This window comes from Ramlibacter aurantiacus, assembly GCF_016722895.1.
Lineage (GTDB): Bacteria > Pseudomonadota > Gammaproteobacteria > Burkholderiales > Burkholderiaceae_C > Ramlibacter > Ramlibacter aurantiacus.
Map to the genome: position 1 here is coordinate 1,162,257 of NZ_JAEQNA010000001.1, position 15,783 is coordinate 1,178,039.

At 63.3% G+C, this 15,783-nt stretch carries 20 protein-coding genes; 2 read left to right on the forward strand and 18 right to left on the reverse strand.

Annotation, left to right across the window (positions count from 1 at the left end; translation table 11 throughout):
- Nucleotides 1-25: 25 nt before the first annotated feature.
- Entirely contained in the window at nucleotides 26-400 is a 375-nt protein-coding gene (locus JI739_RS05350) for an HNH endonuclease (RefSeq protein ID WP_236589069.1), read from the reverse strand.
- Between the two features lie 110 nt (nucleotides 401-510).
- Here JI739_RS05350 and JI739_RS05355 point away from each other — a divergent pair, with 110 nt between their 5' ends.
- Together JI739_RS05355 and JI739_RS05360 are read left to right on the forward strand one after the other, a co-directional pair.
- Nucleotides 511-1,014 (forward strand): DUF3489 domain-containing protein, encoded by a 504-nt coding sequence (locus JI739_RS05355; RefSeq protein WP_201682777.1) that lies wholly within the window; start codon nucleotides 511-513, stop codon nucleotides 1,012-1,014.
- Nucleotides 1,015-1,112: 98 nt separating this feature from the next.
- Nucleotides 1,113-1,478, forward strand: coding sequence for a hypothetical protein (locus tag JI739_RS05360; RefSeq protein ID WP_201682778.1), 366 nt, complete (start codon nucleotides 1,113-1,115; stop codon nucleotides 1,476-1,478).
- A 49-nt stretch (nucleotides 1,479-1,527) separates the two neighbouring features.
- On the opposite strand, the gene JI739_RS05365 is transcribed toward JI739_RS05360, so the two are convergent.
- The 17 genes from JI739_RS05365 to JI739_RS05445 form a co-directional block, all read right to left on the reverse strand.
- Entirely contained in the window at nucleotides 1,528-2,196 is a 669-nt protein-coding gene (locus JI739_RS05365; RefSeq protein ID WP_201682779.1) for a hypothetical protein, read from the reverse strand.
- A gap of 174 nt (nucleotides 2,197-2,370) precedes the next feature.
- Entirely contained in the window at nucleotides 2,371-3,642 is a 1,272-nt protein-coding gene (locus JI739_RS05370) for a site-specific DNA-methyltransferase (protein ID WP_201682780.1), read from the reverse strand.
- Complete coding sequence (locus JI739_RS05375) at nucleotides 3,635-5,026, reverse strand: site-specific DNA-methyltransferase (protein WP_201682781.1); 1,392 nt, start codon at nucleotides 5,024-5,026, stop codon at nucleotides 3,635-3,637. Before JI739_RS05375 ends, JI739_RS05370 begins: the two co-directional genes overlap by 8 nt.
- A gap of 202 nt (nucleotides 5,027-5,228) precedes the next feature.
- A complete protein-coding gene (locus JI739_RS05380) occupies nucleotides 5,229-5,609 on the reverse strand; it encodes a DUF6362 family protein (protein ID WP_201682782.1) in 381 nt (126 codons plus the stop codon).
- Nucleotides 5,602-5,817: a hypothetical protein gene (locus tag JI739_RS05385; RefSeq protein WP_201682783.1), complete on the reverse strand. Its 216-nt coding sequence runs from the start codon at nucleotides 5,815-5,817 to the stop codon at nucleotides 5,602-5,604. The genes JI739_RS05380 and JI739_RS05385 overlap by 8 nt, the downstream gene beginning before the upstream one ends.
- 1 nt (nucleotide 5,818) lies before the next feature.
- Complete coding sequence (locus tag JI739_RS05390) at nucleotides 5,819-6,277, reverse strand: crossover junction endodeoxyribonuclease RuvC (protein WP_201683321.1); 459 nt, start codon at nucleotides 6,275-6,277, stop codon at nucleotides 5,819-5,821.
- Nucleotides 6,278-6,457: 180 nt separating this feature from the next.
- Nucleotides 6,458-8,767, reverse strand: coding sequence for a phage/plasmid primase, P4 family (locus tag JI739_RS05395; RefSeq protein ID WP_201683322.1), 2,310 nt, complete (start codon nucleotides 8,765-8,767; stop codon nucleotides 6,458-6,460).
- On the reverse strand, nucleotides 8,764-9,498 hold the full coding sequence (locus JI739_RS05400; RefSeq protein ID WP_201682784.1) for a PD-(D/E)XK nuclease family protein: 735 nt from the start codon (nucleotides 9,496-9,498) through the stop codon (nucleotides 8,764-8,766). The genes JI739_RS05395 and JI739_RS05400 overlap by 4 nt, the downstream gene beginning before the upstream one ends.
- Nucleotides 9,495-9,998, reverse strand: coding sequence for a DUF6511 domain-containing protein (locus tag JI739_RS05405; RefSeq protein ID WP_201682785.1), 504 nt, complete (start codon nucleotides 9,996-9,998; stop codon nucleotides 9,495-9,497). Before JI739_RS05405 ends, JI739_RS05400 begins: the two co-directional genes overlap by 4 nt.
- A gap of 12 nt (nucleotides 9,999-10,010) precedes the next feature.
- Nucleotides 10,011-10,655: a hypothetical protein gene (locus JI739_RS05410; protein WP_201682786.1), complete on the reverse strand. Its 645-nt coding sequence runs from the start codon at nucleotides 10,653-10,655 to the stop codon at nucleotides 10,011-10,013.
- A 10-nt stretch (nucleotides 10,656-10,665) separates the two neighbouring features.
- Entirely contained in the window at nucleotides 10,666-11,490 is an 825-nt protein-coding gene (locus JI739_RS05415) for an ATP-binding protein (protein ID WP_201682787.1), read from the reverse strand.
- Nucleotides 11,490-12,245, reverse strand: a complete 756-nt coding sequence (locus tag JI739_RS05420; protein ID WP_201682788.1) for a BRO-N domain-containing protein — start codon at nucleotides 12,243-12,245, stop codon at nucleotides 11,490-11,492. Before JI739_RS05420 ends, JI739_RS05415 begins: the two co-directional genes overlap by 1 nt.
- Complete coding sequence (locus tag JI739_RS05425; protein ID WP_201682789.1) at nucleotides 12,242-12,526, reverse strand: hypothetical protein; 285 nt, start codon at nucleotides 12,524-12,526, stop codon at nucleotides 12,242-12,244. Before JI739_RS05425 ends, JI739_RS05420 begins: the two co-directional genes overlap by 4 nt.
- A complete protein-coding gene (locus JI739_RS05430) occupies nucleotides 12,523-13,002 on the reverse strand; it encodes a hypothetical protein (RefSeq protein ID WP_201682790.1) in 480 nt (159 codons plus the stop codon). The genes JI739_RS05425 and JI739_RS05430 overlap by 4 nt, the downstream gene beginning before the upstream one ends.
- Nucleotides 12,999-13,211: a DNA-binding protein gene (locus tag JI739_RS05435; protein ID WP_201682791.1), complete on the reverse strand. Its 213-nt coding sequence runs from the start codon at nucleotides 13,209-13,211 to the stop codon at nucleotides 12,999-13,001. Before JI739_RS05435 ends, JI739_RS05430 begins: the two co-directional genes overlap by 4 nt.
- 182 nt (nucleotides 13,212-13,393) lie before the next feature.
- Nucleotides 13,394-14,401 carry a hypothetical protein gene (locus tag JI739_RS05440; protein ID WP_201682792.1) on the reverse strand — a complete coding sequence of 336 codons (1,008 nt, stop codon included), beginning with the start codon at nucleotides 14,399-14,401 and terminating at the stop codon, nucleotides 13,394-13,396.
- Complete coding sequence (locus JI739_RS05445; protein WP_201682793.1) at nucleotides 14,364-15,593, reverse strand: hypothetical protein; 1,230 nt, start codon at nucleotides 15,591-15,593, stop codon at nucleotides 14,364-14,366. Before JI739_RS05445 ends, JI739_RS05440 begins: the two co-directional genes overlap by 38 nt.
- Nucleotides 15,594-15,783: the final 190 nt, after the last annotated feature.

Below are 15,783 nucleotides of genomic sequence, written 5' to 3' on the forward strand. Positions count from 1 at the left end.
TAGAGATTCGACCCCCCTCCCCCCGTCAGATGCGTCGGGTGTGTCGGGCCGTCTCGCCTGCGGTCTTGCGGTTGTGGCATGCCACACATAGGGCCTGCAGGTTGGCCCAGTCAAACCGTGCGCCGCCGTCCTTCAGGGGTTGGATGTGATCAGCCACCACCGCCGCGACAACGCGCCCATGCGCCTCGCAGCGTGCGCACAACGGGTGTGCGCGTAGGAAGGCAGCACGCACCGCACGCCACGCGGCCGACTGGTAGAAACCGCGCTCCGTATCGAAGCCACGCCGCGCGCGGCCGTACTCGCGATGCACCGCAACACGGTGCGCATCGCAGTAGCCGGGTGTGGCCAGCACCGCCCCGCAACCCGGATGTCGACAGGGTGTCGGAGCGGACGTCGGCATGAAGTGATTGGATTGATAGCAGTTGCAACGTTGAGCCAGGACTGCTTGGCTTCGTGATCGAACAGCGCGTTCATCACGTCACCCCATCAACCACTCCCAAGGAGCAGCACATGACCCCCACTCAACTGACCCCCGCCCAGCACGCCGTCCTGGCCTACGCAATCGAGCACACCGGCGGCAAGATCGACTGGTTCCCGGACAGCATCAAAGGCGGCGCTCGCAAAAAGGTTCTCGACGGACTGTTCAACCGCGCCCTGCTCACCCCTGAGGGCACCGACTGGTTCGTCTCTGACGAGGGTTACGCCGCGCTGGGGCGCACCCGGCCCGCCCCCCGGGTCGCAGATCCGGAGATCGAAGCGGCGGTAACCGCCATTGAGACGACGGCACGCGCCGAGGCAAAGACGCCACGCACGCGCGAGAACAGCAAACAGGCCAGCGTGGTTGGCATGCTCAAGCGCCCCGAGGGAGCGACCATCGCGCAAATCTGCGAAGTCACCGGATGGCAGGCCCACACAGTGCGCGGCACCCTGGCCGGTGCGCTCAAGAAAAAACTCGGTCTGACCATCGTCTCGGACAAGGCGCAGGGCGGCGAGCGGGTGTACCGGGTCGCCTGACACACAAAATGATCGAGAAAGAGGCCAAGCGGCGCTTGGCTTCTCAATCAAACAGCGCGTTACTACAGATCGCAACGATCAACCCCAAGGAGCCCGAGATGACCAACCAACCAATCCCCGCCACCCAGAACGATGCCTGGGGCTTTTGGGGCACGATGAACGAGCACGCCAACACCGCGTGGCCCCTGGCGATCGCCGCCATCTCGAATGCCACCGGGGAGTCGCTCGAATCGGTCCGCATCTTCCTGGACAGCCGCCACGGTCGCCACTTCGCCGATGACGTGCAAAACGGGCTGGCACGAGGGAAGAACGTGCAGGACGCAATCAACGCGGCCATCGAGCAGTGGATGGGTTGGACCATCGGGCGCCAGACCAGCAGGGACTACGGCATCCCGCGCGGCATGCCTTACCTGACAGGCCACGTCATTCACTGCGAGATCATCGAAGAGTCGCTCGCGGGTTGAAGCGTCCTGGGCGGACCGTGATCACCCGCTTTCGCGAGCTCTGAAGCTCTCACGAGAGCAACAGTCCCAGTCTGCGCATCAGCGTATTCCATGCGTCCTTCACCGACTGTGCAAATTCGCGAACTGCGGCTCTGGCGCGTTCAACCAGCGCGGCCACTCGATTGTTGCGGGCCACCCGATCAGCTGCCCATCCGATCAGCAGCAAACCCAGACCGATCCAGCCCAGGTCGGCGACTATGTCCCAGATCGAGGAGCCGAAAACCGAAGCCAGTACATCGCCGGCGGCGACACCCAGCTGCCCCAGAGTCCACGCGCCTAGCGCTGATACCGCGAGCGCCGGGACTCCAAAAGCGATGCCAGCGATCGCCACCCCGGCACTGCCGTACAGTCCAAGGCTAGCGCCAGCACCGGCGCCGGCAGCTCCAAGCACTTTCGGCAGCTCTTTAACGACGAGGTATGCAACCATGTCTTCGCGGAATCGCATCGCCCCAACCGCCAGACAGGCGAAGCCAGCTGCAGCCGCAACGCCGGCACACATAAGTGGCCGTTCCTCGACAAAGCTCTTGACTGCGGAGATCGCCTTTTGCTTCGCGGTTTGCTTCGGTTGGGCGATTTCTGGGTGAAGAACCGAGGCCGTGTTCCTAACGCGTGCGCGTCGGGTTGTCGCCGAGCGCCGTGCCTTTGAATTTTTCTGCGTGGTTGCAACTGCGATATCCATGATCATCCTTGGTGGGCATCAGAGAACGTTCTGAAGGCGCGGAGTCTGCAAGGACATCCATGCCGCCGCAACCGGCGATTTTTTCGCTTGGTGAAACGCCTCAGCCGTTTTCCTAACGAACGCACATAACCCTTAATGTGACATCCTGATACGAGTTGGCTGATTTACGCTCTGTTACCTACGAGGCCTCTCGGCCGTCAATTCACTGCTGGCGGCGTGAACGAATACTGCCCCGTCTGATTCCCGTGACGCTTGTTGGCCTGTCCAGTCCTGCCAGCGTTTGACGATCACGTCGACGTACTTCGGATCGAGCTCGATCAACCGAGCGCGTCGCCCGGATTTCTCGCACGCAATCAGGGTCGAGCCCGACCCGCCAAACGGATCGAGTACCAGGTCGCGTGTCTTGCTGCTGTTGCGCACCGCGCGCTCCACCAGCTCCACGGGCTTCATGGTCGGGTGCAGGTCGTTCTTGTGCGGCTTCTTGATCTGCCACACGTCGCCCTGGTCGCGCGCGCCGCACCAGTAGTGGTCGGCGCCGTCCTTCCATCCGTACAGGATAGGCTCGTACTGGCGCTGATAGTCGGCGCGTCCCATGGTGAAAGTGTTCTTGGCCCAGATCACGAACGTTGACCACTTGCCCCCCGCAGATCGAAACGCCGACTGCAGGGTATCCAGCTCCGACGAGCTCATAGCGATGTAGACCGCGCCCTTGGTGACGTTCAGGATGTTCTGGCACCCGGCCAACAGGAAGGCGCCAAAGCCGTCGCCCATGTTGTCGTTCAGGATGGGGCGGTTCTTGCCGCGCAGCTTGTCCTTGGCCGTGTTGGCGTAGTTCACGTTGTATGGCGGATCGGTGAAGGTCATGTCCACCAGCTCGTCGCCTAGCAGCCGCTTGTAGTCGTCAGCCTTCGTGGCATCGCCGCACAGCACTTTGTGCTCGCCCAACACCCAGACGTCGCCGGTTCGCGAGATCGGGTTCTCGGCAACCTCTGGGACCTGGTCGTCATCGGTCAGGCCCTCGTTGCTGGAGTCGCCCGCGATCAGTGCATCCCATTCATCGGCGGTGAAGCCGGTGAGGCTCAGATCGAAGTCGCCGTCTTTCAACTCGGCCAATTCCAGGCCAAGCAGCTCATCGTCCCAGGACGCGTTCTCGCCGATCTTGTTGTCAGCCAGGATCAGGGCTCGCCGCTGGATGTCGGTCAGGTGCGCCATCGGCACCACCGGCACTTCGGTCATGCCGAGCTTGCGGGCCGCCAATAGCCGTCCATGGCCCGCGATCACGTTGTTCTGACCGTCGACCAGGATCGGTGCGCCCCAGCCAAACTCGGTGATGCTGGCCGCAATCTGGGCGACCTGCGCGTCCGAGTGCTGCTTGGCGTTTCGGATGTGCGGAATCAATGCCGCAACCGGGCGCACTTCGATCTTGAGGTCAACCAGGTTACGCATCGACGCGCTCCGCGATGCCCAGCCGCTGCGTGGCGACCTCTTCGAAGGACCGCCCCGTGTCCTGGAGGGTGATGGCCACGTCCGGGTGGTTCTGCTGGAATCGGCGGATCGCCACGTCCACGTATTCCGGTGCGATTTCGACGGCGCGGCAGCGGCGACGCGTACGCTGCGCTGCCAGCAGAGAGGTGCCCGAGCCGTTGAACGGTTCGAACACCACGTCGCCGTCGCTGGAGAAAGCCAGCAGGATGTGCTCGGGCAACGCAACCGGGAACACAGCCGGGTGATCGATGTCCTCGCCGATCTTGCCCTTGTGCCGCATGATTCGAATCACGCTGTCGGGGATCCGGGTGTCCTGGGTCGGCGTCCCGGCATGGGACCAGCCTCCGACCTCACCGTCTTTCTTGCGCATGGCCGTCGACGATCCGTCGGCGCGCAGGTGTGACTCCTGGCCGGCGTGCTTACATGGCACGATCTTGTTGGGCCGGCGGGATTCCCGATTGAAGTGGAAGACGAATTCAAAGCTCGGCGCCAAGCGACCGTTCCAGTCGCCTGGCATCCCGGGCCCTTGGTCCCAGACGTACCAAGCAAAGCGCCGCCAGCCCTGAGCACACATGCTGGCGAACCACGCATCCCAATACGGGATGACTTCGTTGTCGCGGTGGATCAGACCGAGATTCACCAGCACCTGTCCGTCCGGGGCCATCGGCAGCGCGGCGAACACGCCGCGCATCAGCCCATCCCAATCGACGATCGCATCGGTGTAGTCCCGCTGGCTCCCGTAGGGCGGGGACGTGAAACACAGTGCAGCGCGCTCCTGCCCCATGAGCGCCGAGATCACCGAGGGGTTGGCGGCATCGCCGCAAATCAGGCGGTGCTCGCCAAGGGCCCAGATGTCGCCGGTCTTGCTGATCGGCTTGACCGGCACGGCGGGCAGTTCGTCCGCGGCATCCTCAGATTCGCCGGAACCCTCGTCGCCCGCCTTGGCCAGCAGCGACTGGATCTCCGCGTCGTCAAAGCCAGTCAGCTCCAGAGCGAACCCGGCGTCCTGCAGTTCAGACAACTCCAGCGACAGCAGCTCGCTGTCCCAGCCGGCACGCTCCGTGAGCTTGTTCTCAGCGAGGATGAAGGCGCGCTTTTGCGTGTCGGTCAGATGGGCCAGCTCGATCACCGGCAGTTCCGTCATCTCGAGCTTGCGCGCTGCCAGGATCCGACCATGCCCTGCGATGACGCCGCGATGGCCATCGACCAGGATTGGATTGTTAAACCCGAACTCCCGGATGCTGGCTGCAATCTGCGTGATCTGCTCGTCGCTGTGCGTGCGCGCATTGCGGGCATACGGAATCAGCGACTCGATCGGTCGGTACTGAATTTGAAGGGCAGTCATCGAAGGGGTTCAGAAATGCAAAAACCCGCCGAGAGCGCTGGCTCTTGGCGGGCTGGGATCGGGTCCTGTGCGAGATACAACTCTCGCAACCATAGATAGAATTTAGCTGGATTCCACGTAAATCGCGACACCCTGAAATTCGCCCAATCTCCGCGTCCTTCCTCGTTTGTTCGAAGGCAGCCGCTTGGCCGTTCAACTTCAATCAATCACCCTCGCCCAGGCGGATAACGACGATGTCAATCGCCAGGTCCCAACGGCGCTGCGCAGTCCGCACGGCACATCCAAAGCGCCTGGCAATGTCGCACCACCGGTAGCGATCAGCGCGCATCCACACGAGGTGGCGCTGCTCCACCTCCAGCCACTGCACCCACTGCATGACCTCGAGCATTTGCTCGACGTCCACCGGTGTTGGTGGGAAGCGTGGCATTGGCACGTCCTCGCACGCCAAGCGCTCATATGCCGTGCGCACAAACGCAGGCCAGACATTGAAGTAGCCCTGGACCCGCACGGACGGCAGCCGACGAGCAGTCCGTGCCGCATCAATGAGCCGGTTCGCCACGTCATCGCTGGTCCATTCAGTCATGGCGACCCGTCTTGGCCGGCCCGCCATAGAGGCGGTTGCCAATCTTGCGAACAACCGCCCTCTCAAGGACATCAAGGCGCTCGTCATCATCGGACACGACCAGGATGTGCTGATCCTGCCAGCCGCGCTGCTTGACGGCGTCCAAATCGACACGCTCGCCCTGCATGCGGCCCAGTGGCGACGGGTACTGAGCTTGAGGAGTCTTCATCTCAGGCCTCCTGTGTCTCGATGGCCCAGTGCAGCAAGGCAAGGGCGTCTGCTTCGTTGTCGTCCGCGATCGCGTGCCCCTTGGCGCGCATCGCGGCGATCACCTCGTCCTTGCCGGCGTTGCCTTTGCCGGTGGCGTGCTTCTTGATCGTGCCGACCGGCACGCCCTGGTACGGGATGTTGTGGTGCTCGCACCAGCTGGTGAGCGTGGCCAGTAAGCCGCCGTAAACGTGGGCGGCGTCCACCCCGGCGTGCCGGCGCACTTCCTCGAAGTACACGGCGTGGATGTCGGTCGCCATGCCCTTGAGCTCGGACAGCCAGCGCTTGAACCGCAGGTAGCGCATGCCGCCGCCCTCAAAGCGTTGCGGCCGCAGGCTGACAAAGCCGTGGGCGATTTGCTGGTCGCGCGGGCGCAGTGCCCAGCCGGTGGTGGTGCCCAGATCAAGGGCCAGCACGGTCAACGCGCAGTTGACCTGATTCTCCTGTCCGACGGCCCCGCCGACGCGGTCTGACGCATCGGACTCGGAATAAAGTAACTTCTCTTTAGGTGCGCCCGCGCGCACGTGTAGCACGTTAATGTTCTGGGTTGTCGGCTGCGTCAGACCGAGGCCGGAGGCGGTGGTTTTTGCCATCGAAAGTCCTCAGTTGTCGTTGTAGGGATAGCTTGGGTGCGGGATGCTGGTCGGCTCCCTCAAGCCGAGGCCAATAAAGCCGCGCATGCCAGCGCTGTTGCGCCATTTCTCGAAGCGACGCGTCAACAGTGCGTCCGAAAACCGGCGCATCGACCCAAAAAACTCCCCATTGCTCTCGGCCCACTGCTTCCAATCGTTGAACAGCTCGAACGTCAGCGCCTTAGCGTTGCCATGCAATACGCAGCGGTCCTCGATCCATCGGCCCATGGCGTCCTCGGCCTCGAAATACTCCTCGGTCGCATCCATGACGCTTTGCGGCTGCTTCAGGCCGCACTGCTGCCAAAGCAGGCAACCCTCCAGGGCCCAAGCCAAGATGCCGTCGCGCTCGTGCAGCAGCTTCTCGGTGAGCTTGCCGTCCCGACGCTCTGGCGGAATCGTCACCGTGAACGGAATGAGGTGCAGCCGCCGCTTCATGGCCTCATCCACATTGCGGATGGACGGCTTGTGGTTGCCGGCAATGACCAGCTTGAAGTGCGGCGTGTAGTCGAAGAAGTCCTGGCGCATGAAGCGCGCAGACACCCTGTCGCCGCCCGTGATGGTTTTGATCTTGGATTCGTTCCAGCGCCGACCCTGTTCGGTTTCAATGGATGCGACAAAGCGCGCGCCACGCAATCCGGCCAGATCTGTCGGATGCCGGTCCGAACGCGTTTCCATGAATGTGTCCATGGGGGCATTGGCGGCATAGTCCCCCAGGATGGTGGCAATCACGTTCACGAACACCGACTTGCCGTTGGCCCCGGTGCCGTACAGAAAGAATAGCGCGTGCTCGCTGGTCACCCCGGTCAGGCAGTACCCCACCATGCGCTGCAGGTAGACCATCAGTTCCGCGTCCCCGCCCGTGACGTCGGACAGAAAGGCCTGCCACGTCGGGCAAGCGCCCTGTGGCACGGCGGTACACACCTTGGTCATGCGATCGGCACGATCGTGGGCGCGGACCACGCCACTGCGCAGATTGACGACACCACCGGGGGTGTTCAGGAGCCAGACGTCGCCGTCCCAGTGCTCGGCCATGGATGCATGCTTTGGATCGCTGCGGGCGATGCGCTCCACGGCGCTGATGGTGGAGGAGCTCGCCAGACGCGCCCGCAGTCGTGGCGTGTCGGCCTTGAAGGACGCCGCTCGGCAAATGTTGCGCGACAGGTGCTGGATATAGAGCAACTGGTCCGGATTCCAGCGGATCCCAGTCCACACCAGCCACTTGCCCCATTGGGCGCAGTAGCGCCAATCCTCGCCATAACGGCGCGTGAATGCGCTGGCCAAGCCATCCTCGGTGGTCCATTCGATGCCCTCGACCAACCTGTCTTCAATCGGGGCGTCGGTCTGGACTGATACCGGAACGCGATCGCCTGTGGTCAGAAAGCCCCGGACGTCAAAGCCCTCTTCGATCGCATCGGCGACGTCCCAGCCATCTCGCTTTTCCGCAGGGGGATACAGGATGGCGCATGACAGCGCGCCCGCGGCCAGGATGGCTTGGGATGCGCGGTCGGCGTATTCCCAGCCCGGTTTGTCGCGGTCCGGCCAGACCAGCACGACCTTGCCCGCCAGCGGCGACCAGTCGGTCTTGTCAACCGGCGCGTTGGCGCCGTGCATCGCAGTGGTCGCGCAGAAGCCCAAATCGACCAGCGCCTGCGCACACTTCTCACCCTCGACGAGGACGACTGTGTCGGCATGCACCAAGCCAGGCTGGTTGTACAGCGGCCGGGGATTGGGTGGGGTCATCTTGCGGCGCTTGGCATCCCATGGCCTGAATTCCTTGCGCCGGCCAGGCGGGTCGTAGCGGTAGACCACCGCGATCAGCGTGCCGTTGGCATCCAGGTAGTCCCACTTGGCGGTCGCCTGACCCAGATCGTCCACCGGCGCTTGCCGCTTCGCTTTGCGCACCGGTGCAGGAGTGGCCCGACCGGCTAGATCGCTGCCGTAACGCAACACGTGGGCGAAATCGGTGTGCACATCGGCAGACAAATGGCGTGCGATCAGGTCGAAGATATCGCCACCGTCGCCGGTCGCCCGATCGGTCCAAAGACCAGCCTTGTCGCCATTCAGGACGATCTCCAGACTGTCGCCTGGGCTGCCCAAGACGTCACCGATGTAGAACTTGCCATGCCGAACCTTACCGGCTGGAAAGAGCGTGAACAGCACCGGTTCGAGTCGCGCCAGCAAGGAAGCACGAGTCTGGTCTCGCTCGGCAGTGCGGTTATTTACGCCCGGCGCGGGGCAGTCATTGAAGTCCAGCGGGTTGTGGTTTTCTTGCTCCGTCATTTGGTCCTCCAGCAACGCTGCGACCACGCGCAGAACTTGCATTCGAAATGGGCAGAATCAGTGAACGAACGAGGCAGCAGCTCGCCAGCCTCACTCGCGGTGATCACGCGGGCAGCGCGATCCGACATGCGTTGGGCCAGCCCCGCGTCAAACGGGATCAACTCGGCGTAGATCTCCATCGTGTCCGCGTTCACTGCCGTGAACAGCGCCGGGTGTTCGTGCAACTCCAGGTAGCTCTGGTACAACGCGATCTGTGCGGCATAGACCGGTTTGGAGGCCGCCAGCTTGTTCTTCTCCACATCGCGCCAGGATTTGGCCCCCAGGCACTTGTTTTCCCAAAGCGATGGGTAAGCAAAGCCCTCGGGACCGCCAATCAGCACGCCGTCGACGTGCCCGCGCAGACGACCGCCCGCCACCGAGAATCCGAACTGGTGGCCATTGGCGTCCTCGGTCTTGAGATTGAAGCCAGCCAGGCGCAGCCAGCGGATCACCATGTCCTCTGTGCGGTGCCCTCGTTCGAAGATGCGCAGCAGCCGCCCCGAAAAGCCCCTGCCGTGGTCGACCGGCGCCTTTGCATATTCGTATTGCAGTTGCCGCTCGCAGGCCGCGCCCAGGCGTGATGCGCCCAGGTACTCGCGGGCTGGCGTTGCGTCCCGCTCGGCTTCGAGCGCCTGATCCATCAGTTCCTGCAGCCGACCGGACAGACTGGCCGATGAATTGAAGTCGATCATGGCGTCGTCTCCCAGGGCAGGTCGTCCTTCATGTCGGCGAACGGGTTCTCCTGCAGCGGGGGTACTGACTCACGGATCGGATCGTTGACCGGTGTCGTGCGGGGCATGCGCACGGGCGGGTACTTGCTGCGCTCATGCTGAGCGGCCATCTCGTCCACGTAGGCGGTGACGATCGCGTCGATGACGGACAAAGCCTCGGCCTCCGAATAGGCCCCGAGGGGTTTGTCGAAGCCGATGGCACTGGCCGCCTCACCGAAGAACTTCAGGCACGCGCGCATGGCGGCCTGTTCCAGCGGCGTGGCGTCAACCATGGCGACCTCCGGAAGCAGACCGCTGTCCAGCGCACGGGTCCACGACCCGTACAGCCGGTGAAACGAGTCCTGGCACCGGCGCGAGCAGAACACCCAGTCGATCGGGTATCGGCGCGGGTCGCCCACCCGGTGCCGATTTTCGGTATGCCCGTAGCCGCGCGCCTGACGTGAGCAGACCCAGCATTTCATGATGGGCCCTCATCACTGCGCCCACGAGGGTTTGGCGCTCACTGCCGGTTGGGCCGCGCGCGCCGGGGCGACGTAGGCGGATGCCACCGGTGCTGGCGCAGCGGGACTGCCGCCACCAGTGGGGCCCTTGTGGCCGCCCGCCATCAGTGCCGCGTAGTCCTTGTGGTCCGGCTCGATTGCGAGCTTGACCACGTTGCGGTCTTCGCCCTTGGCATCCTTCTCCACGTCCACCCGGGCGATGAATTCGATGCCGTCCAGGTCGGCGAAGCTGTCGATCCGGCGCGCGGCCGCCGCTTGCGGCGTGTTGTCCTGGGGGTGGACGTTGCGCGCGCTATTGAGCGCGGCACGGATGAAGCTGCGACCCATCTGGCCCCAGGTCGGTCCCTTCCTGGAGAACAGCCCCACGTTCGACCACATCTTGCGTTTGGCAAACGGGCCGCCAGTGACCACGAACTCGCAGGCCAGGTACACCGCCCCGGTGTCAAACGACTGAGTGGCGTAGCCGCCTGTCCAACCCTGGCTGGGGTCGTCATGGCCACCGGGTTTGATGCTCATGCGGAGCGGCACGATGGTGCCCTTGGGGATCAAGTCGAACGCGCCGTGCTGGGCTTCGGCGTCGTTGAAGTCGTTCCAGTTGCTGGAGGTATTGGCGTTCATGTGATTTCCTTTAGATCGATGGGTTTTGCTGTGCATGCGCGTTCTGGCCCAGGCACTTGGCGATGAGTTTTCCGAGGTGGGGCTCCTCGATGGCGTCCAGCCGGCCGCTGCGGTCCTTGCTGGGGTAGCCAAACGGGTTGTCGGCGCGGGTGACAAAGCCCCGGTAGCTACTGCCGTCGTCGGCCTTCAAGACCGCAAGGGTCACGACTTCGTCGAGCACGCCGGGCAACTCCAGCGCCGTTTTGCTGCCTTCCAGTTGCAACTGGTAGAAGCGCCGGTTGAAGTCGTCGGTCTTTTCTTCCAGGATGGCGACGTAGATGACGTGCTTGTCCCGCACATGCTGCAGGTGCGTGAGCGCCGTGATCATTTCCTGGCCCAGCAGGCCGTAGGCGCCGCGGTTGTCAGGCTTGCCGGTTTTTTCGCTGAAGGCCTGGGGCTGGGTCTTGCACCAGGCAAAGCACAGGCGCGAGAGCACCGTGAGGCTGTCGACGAAGTAGGTGTCGTACTTGGCCAGTTGCGCCGGATCCCCGAACCTGATGCAGACATGCTGGAAATGCGGCTCGGAGAACGCCTGCTCGGCACTCGCGGTCGGCATGGGCCCGGCCAGAAACACCACCAGATCGCGGAACTCGGGCCAGGTACGCGGACGCACCGTGTCGCCTGGCCAGTCCCGCACCGACAAGTCGCCGGCCTCGAGATCCACGAACAAGGTGGTGTCAGCGGGCAGGGTCTTGAGCTGCGTGGTCTTGCCCACACCCGGGAACCCGACCAGACCGACCTTGGCGCTGTGGCGTTCCTTGAGCCGTTCTTCGGCGGAGATGATTGGCAGTGCCATCACGCCACCTCACGCATCAAGTCGGTCACGCCCGGGTTCCAGAGGATCTGGTAGCCCGAGTGCCCGTTGCGCGAGAACGGCAGCGCCTCGGCCCAGGCTTTGCCTGATTCGGTCAGCTCCCACTCGTCGCGGTCGTTCTTGAACTGCAAGCCCTGGGACTGCAGCCGCGCGTTCACGGCACGGGCCGACAGCCCGATCCGTTCGCCGATCTGGGTGGGATTGAGGCTGCAGATCGGCTCGTTGGCTGCCGGCAGCACCTTGCGCAAGGACTCGACCACCAGACCGGTGTTCTCGTGGATCACTGTCAACGTTGCCGCCATCGCGATGCCGGGTTTGACACCCGGCACCTTGGCGATTGCCTCACCGATCGACAGGATTGCGTTGACGCGGTCCTGGGTCGGCGCCGGCAACGCGGCCACCGCCCCGGCCGACGCATATGACCCGGTTTTGCGGATCGAGGGCAGGACCTCGTGGGTGACCCAGCGCTTGAACCGCTTTGCCTCGGGCTTGCGGCTGCCGAGCACGAGGTTGAAGAGGCCCGACTCGTTGACCACCGACATGTCCTGGTTTCCGCCAGGGGTAGGAATTGAATTCCGACCCTTTTCGTCGTCGTCCAGGCGGGCGATCGCTTTGTGAGTTTCCGGTAGATCAAGCGCTGCACACACGTCGGCTGCGACGAACCAAGGCTCCAGGTGAGCGTCCATGACCATGCGCACGTTGTGGGACTCGAAATTGAAGGCGACGAGCTGATTCATTTCGTCGCCTCCGACGCGATCGCGCCAACGGTGTCTGCGCCAAGGCAGCCACGATCGCGAGCAAGGGTGTACAGACTTTCCAGTGCGCTGCGGCGGCGGTGGATGGCGCTGCCCTCGGCGCTGAGCGTCTGAATGGCGAACGCCACTTCGTCCAGGGTCGCCTCGAGCAGGGGCTTGTCGATGGCGTTGCCGTGGCGGTCCTGGTAGCGCAGTGTGGTGGCCAGATGCTCGCCGGCATAGGAGCCGAGCTTGGCTTGCAAGGATTGAAAGAGGGTTTTCATTCTTGGTTCTCCTGGGCGAGGGCGAGCCGGTAGCTCGGTTTGCCGGGTTTGACGGTGCGGGCCTGCGCGAACTGCTCCTTGAGCGCCGGCGGCCAGTTGTTGAAGCGGCTCTCGGGAATCGAGTAGTCGGTGTCGATGTAATCCGCGACCTTGTCGCCAGCGGCAGCTATGCGTGCGGCGATGACGGACAGCTGCGCCTGCTCCCAGGCCACCTTTTTGGGCAGGTCGGACGTGATTCGGACATGGCCGTCATCGAAATGCACGGCACCGGTGTCCTTGCCGGCCGCCAGACGCAGTTGGTGGGCGCGCTGTGCGTACCGGAGATCTAGAGCGCGATCGACGTGCTCGACGATGGCCTTCGCGGCGGCCAGCAGATCGGCCGCGTCGTTCTTCAGTTGGAAGAGCGACTCGCTGGACCGCTCGGCGAGTTCACCGGCTGGCGTGGCCAGCACCTGATCGGGGGTGAGGTCGCTCATGCCGCCCCTCCCGCATCGACGCGTTCGGAAGTGCTCTTGCGCAGGCTGTCGGACTCGAAGCCCTCGACGTCCTCAAGGCGATAGAGAACTCGCCCTTGCAGTTTCAGAAAGACCGGACCGATTCCTTCGGACCGCCAGCGTTCCAGTGTGGCTTCGCTGACGTCCCAACGGTCCGCCAGTTGGCGTTGGTTGAAGTGTTTGACACTCACGTTTTTCTCCTTTCGGGTAGTTGCGAAAACGTGAGGTGATCTTCAAATTCGGCCTGTACGGGCGTCTGCCACCGCCATGTACGGGCTGATGTGCGGGCTCAGCCACAGCGCGAGAAAACGGGCGGCAGAAAGCAAAAAGCCGCCCCAAGGCGGCTGTGCGTGGTGCGTCCGACTGGTGCTGGTCAGTCCAGGTTGAATCCGTAGTGGCCATTGCCGTCGCCAGCGATGTAGTCCTCCCAAACCGAGTTGCCGCTGAAGACGTTCTGGATGCGCTGGCTGCGCCCGGATTTCTTCGGCCCATACACGGCATTCAGAATTTCATGGGCGGGAACCCAGCGCCGCCCGTTTGCGAACTGCTCGAATAGATGGCTGACCACGGCAACCTGCCTGGCGCCCTTGATCGGCCATGGCTTGTCGGACTTGGTGGCGATAACCAGCGTGCTGGAGAACCGGTCGAATCGAACCGGTAGAGACTTCTCCACCTTGCTGCCCAATGGGGCCAGCAGCATCCGGTGGATCAGGTCGATGTCGACGTGCGGCTTGATGGCATGGTCGACCAGTGCGCTCGCGATTGGGACGATGCGGTAGGCGCGGGGCGGCACAACGATGTCGGGCAGAGCCTGGCCGGTGGTGAAGATCAATCCCTGGTCAGGCAGCGGCGCGGTACTGAAATGCTCAAACACCTTGTCGGTCCATGACGAGAGTCCCCGGACCAGCCAGGCGTCGACTTGCGCGTCCGCAATGCGCATCTTGCCAAGGCGCCACAGGACACCATCAATCGCGGGCGTCTTGATGCCGCTGCGCTGCGCCTGGGGCACACCGAGCAGGTCCGCAAGGTAGTTCAGCAGCTTCTCTTCACCGACGGCATGAACGCCAATCAGATCGGCCGGGACGTACTTGATGCGGAAAGTCTCGGGGCAGCGGTAGCGATACCGCCGCGGGTCATCGTCCTCCTCGATGTCGACCGGAACGCACTCATCGCCGCAGGCCGCCAGGTAGGAGCCTGCAAAGCCGATGCGTTCAGTCCATCCTGCGAGATCGCGATCAGACAGCGCCACCCGGCGCGACAGACCCCAACCGGGCACGCCACGCAGGCGCTGGCCACCGCCATCGACGACGGCGTGGATCGAACGCTCAAAAAGATCGATCAGCTCAAGCAGCGAGCGCGTCGAAAGGCTCTTCTGCGACATCGCTGATCTCCTTCACCAGGTTCCATTTCGCCAGCAAACGGTCGCACAGCGCGCGGTCCTTTTCGCGCTTGGTCTTGATGTTGCACTTGTTGTCATCGCGCAGGATGACGGTGATGGTGCGTGGGCGTTCCTTGCCAACCTTCTTGATGCGGATGGACAGCTTGGCGTAGTTGATGTGGTGGTTGCGAAAGTCGAACGGCAGCGAGACCAAAGAACGTGCAGCGGTATAAATATCGTCGACGTCCTTGGCCCAGATCTTCACCAGCAAGGAACGGTGGTTATCGGTGGTGTAGCCGAGCTCAATCACCTTGACCGATGCCACGTCCTCGCCGGTCAGATCAAAGTTGCGGGGCGCGGCCAGGCTCTGGTAGTCGTACTGCTTCAGCGGAACCTTGTCGCCGGTGATGGGCGACTGCAGCAGCGAGTCCGCCACGATGCGCGCCAGCGCCTCGCGGCCGTCGGTGTCTTTGGACAAGACCTCCAGATGGCCATTGGCGGGCTCGTAGGTGATGTGCGAGGAGACAGCACGGATCACTTCCTGCGGCACCAGTTCGCTGGCCTGGACGCGATCGATGATCTCGGGCGGGCGGTTGTGATGCACGCTGACCTGGTACAGGTCGACGTCTTCGCCGGTGAGTGTGTCGGGACGCAGCCGCCTGAAAACTTGAACTGCGACAGTGTCCGCTGCGCAGCCGAGCTGCTGGGCGACAGCCTGGTGGAAGGCCTGGCGAGCTGCCGAGTCATCCAGGACTGTCAGATCCTTGGGCGCGACATAGCCCGAATAGCAGGACGCACTCTGGCGGAAGACGTCCGCCTGGCGGGCGTTCAACGCATCCTCGAAAAGTTCAGGCGCGTTGAGGTTGAGCCACAGCGCGCGTTCGTACTGGTTCGGGATGGCTGCAAACGCCGCCTTGGCAGCGTCGCCGACGATGTCCTGGCTAATGCCCTCGATGACGTCTTGCCCGGCGCCATCCGAGAGCAGCACGATGCGCTCAGCCAGTTCCTCGATCTTGCGCCGCGCGCTCACATCCAGGGCCGATAGGACTGGCTCCATGGCAGCGCGCTGTTCCTGCTTGCCCTGCTTCTTGTCCAGATCGGGCATCGCCAGACCGAACTCCCCCACCATGAATTCACGGAAGACCGCCGGCGGCAGGTGGCCGAGCAGCTTAGACAGGTTTTCAGCATCGTTCATTGACATTCCCCCTTCGCAAGGCGTTGATCGGGTTGGCACCAGCCCGAGCCGCCCTGTCTTGGGGGTTGCAGACCGATTTTGTTCGGTGTACCGAACTGTTGGGGATTATTTATGGTCGGGTAGGGGTTTGTCAAGCAGGTACGGTTTCGTTCGGCAGAGTGGTATTATTTTCGGCCTGACGCAGGTTAAT

Excerpts from the sequence above, each read along its gene's own strand:
- JI739_RS05350 (WP_236589069.1), bottom strand. The coding sequence starts at position 400 with ATGCCGACGTCCGCTCCGACACCCTGTCGACATCCGGGTTGCGGGGCG.
- JI739_RS05355 (WP_201682777.1), top strand. The coding sequence starts at position 511 with ATGACCCCCACTCAACTGACCCCCGCCCAGCACGCCGTCCTGGCCTAC.
- JI739_RS05360 (WP_201682778.1), top strand. The coding sequence starts at position 1,113 with ATGACCAACCAACCAATCCCCGCCACCCAGAACGATGCCTGGGGCTTT.
- JI739_RS05365 (WP_201682779.1), bottom strand. The coding sequence starts at position 2,196 with ATGGATATCGCAGTTGCAACCACGCAGAAAAATTCAAAGGCACGGCGC.
- JI739_RS05370 (WP_201682780.1), bottom strand. The coding sequence starts at position 3,642 with ATGCGTAACCTGGTTGACCTCAAGATCGAAGTGCGCCCGGTTGCGGCA.
- JI739_RS05375 (WP_201682781.1), bottom strand. The coding sequence starts at position 5,026 with ATGACTGCCCTTCAAATTCAGTACCGACCGATCGAGTCGCTGATTCCG.
- JI739_RS05380 (WP_201682782.1), bottom strand. The coding sequence starts at position 5,609 with ATGACTGAATGGACCAGCGATGACGTGGCGAACCGGCTCATTGATGCG.
- JI739_RS05385 (WP_201682783.1), bottom strand. The coding sequence starts at position 5,817 with ATGAAGACTCCTCAAGCTCAGTACCCGTCGCCACTGGGCCGCATGCAG.
- JI739_RS05395 (WP_201683322.1), bottom strand. The coding sequence starts at position 8,767 with ATGACGGAGCAAGAAAACCACAACCCGCTGGACTTCAATGACTGCCCC.
- JI739_RS05400 (WP_201682784.1), bottom strand. The coding sequence starts at position 9,498 with ATGATCGACTTCAATTCATCGGCCAGTCTGTCCGGTCGGCTGCAGGAA.
- JI739_RS05405 (WP_201682785.1), bottom strand. The coding sequence starts at position 9,998 with ATGAAATGCTGGGTCTGCTCACGTCAGGCGCGCGGCTACGGGCATACC.
- JI739_RS05410 (WP_201682786.1), bottom strand. The coding sequence starts at position 10,655 with ATGAACGCCAATACCTCCAGCAACTGGAACGACTTCAACGACGCCGAA.
- JI739_RS05415 (WP_201682787.1), bottom strand. The coding sequence starts at position 11,490 with ATGGCACTGCCAATCATCTCCGCCGAAGAACGGCTCAAGGAACGCCAC.
- JI739_RS05420 (WP_201682788.1), bottom strand. The coding sequence starts at position 12,245 with ATGAATCAGCTCGTCGCCTTCAATTTCGAGTCCCACAACGTGCGCATG.
- JI739_RS05425 (WP_201682789.1), bottom strand. The coding sequence starts at position 12,526 with ATGAAAACCCTCTTTCAATCCTTGCAAGCCAAGCTCGGCTCCTATGCC.
- JI739_RS05430 (WP_201682790.1), bottom strand. The coding sequence starts at position 13,002 with ATGAGCGACCTCACCCCCGATCAGGTGCTGGCCACGCCAGCCGGTGAA.
- JI739_RS05440 (WP_201682792.1), bottom strand. The coding sequence starts at position 14,401 with ATGTCGCAGAAGAGCCTTTCGACGCGCTCGCTGCTTGAGCTGATCGAT.
- JI739_RS05445 (WP_201682793.1), bottom strand. The coding sequence starts at position 15,593 with ATGAACGATGCTGAAAACCTGTCTAAGCTGCTCGGCCACCTGCCGCCG.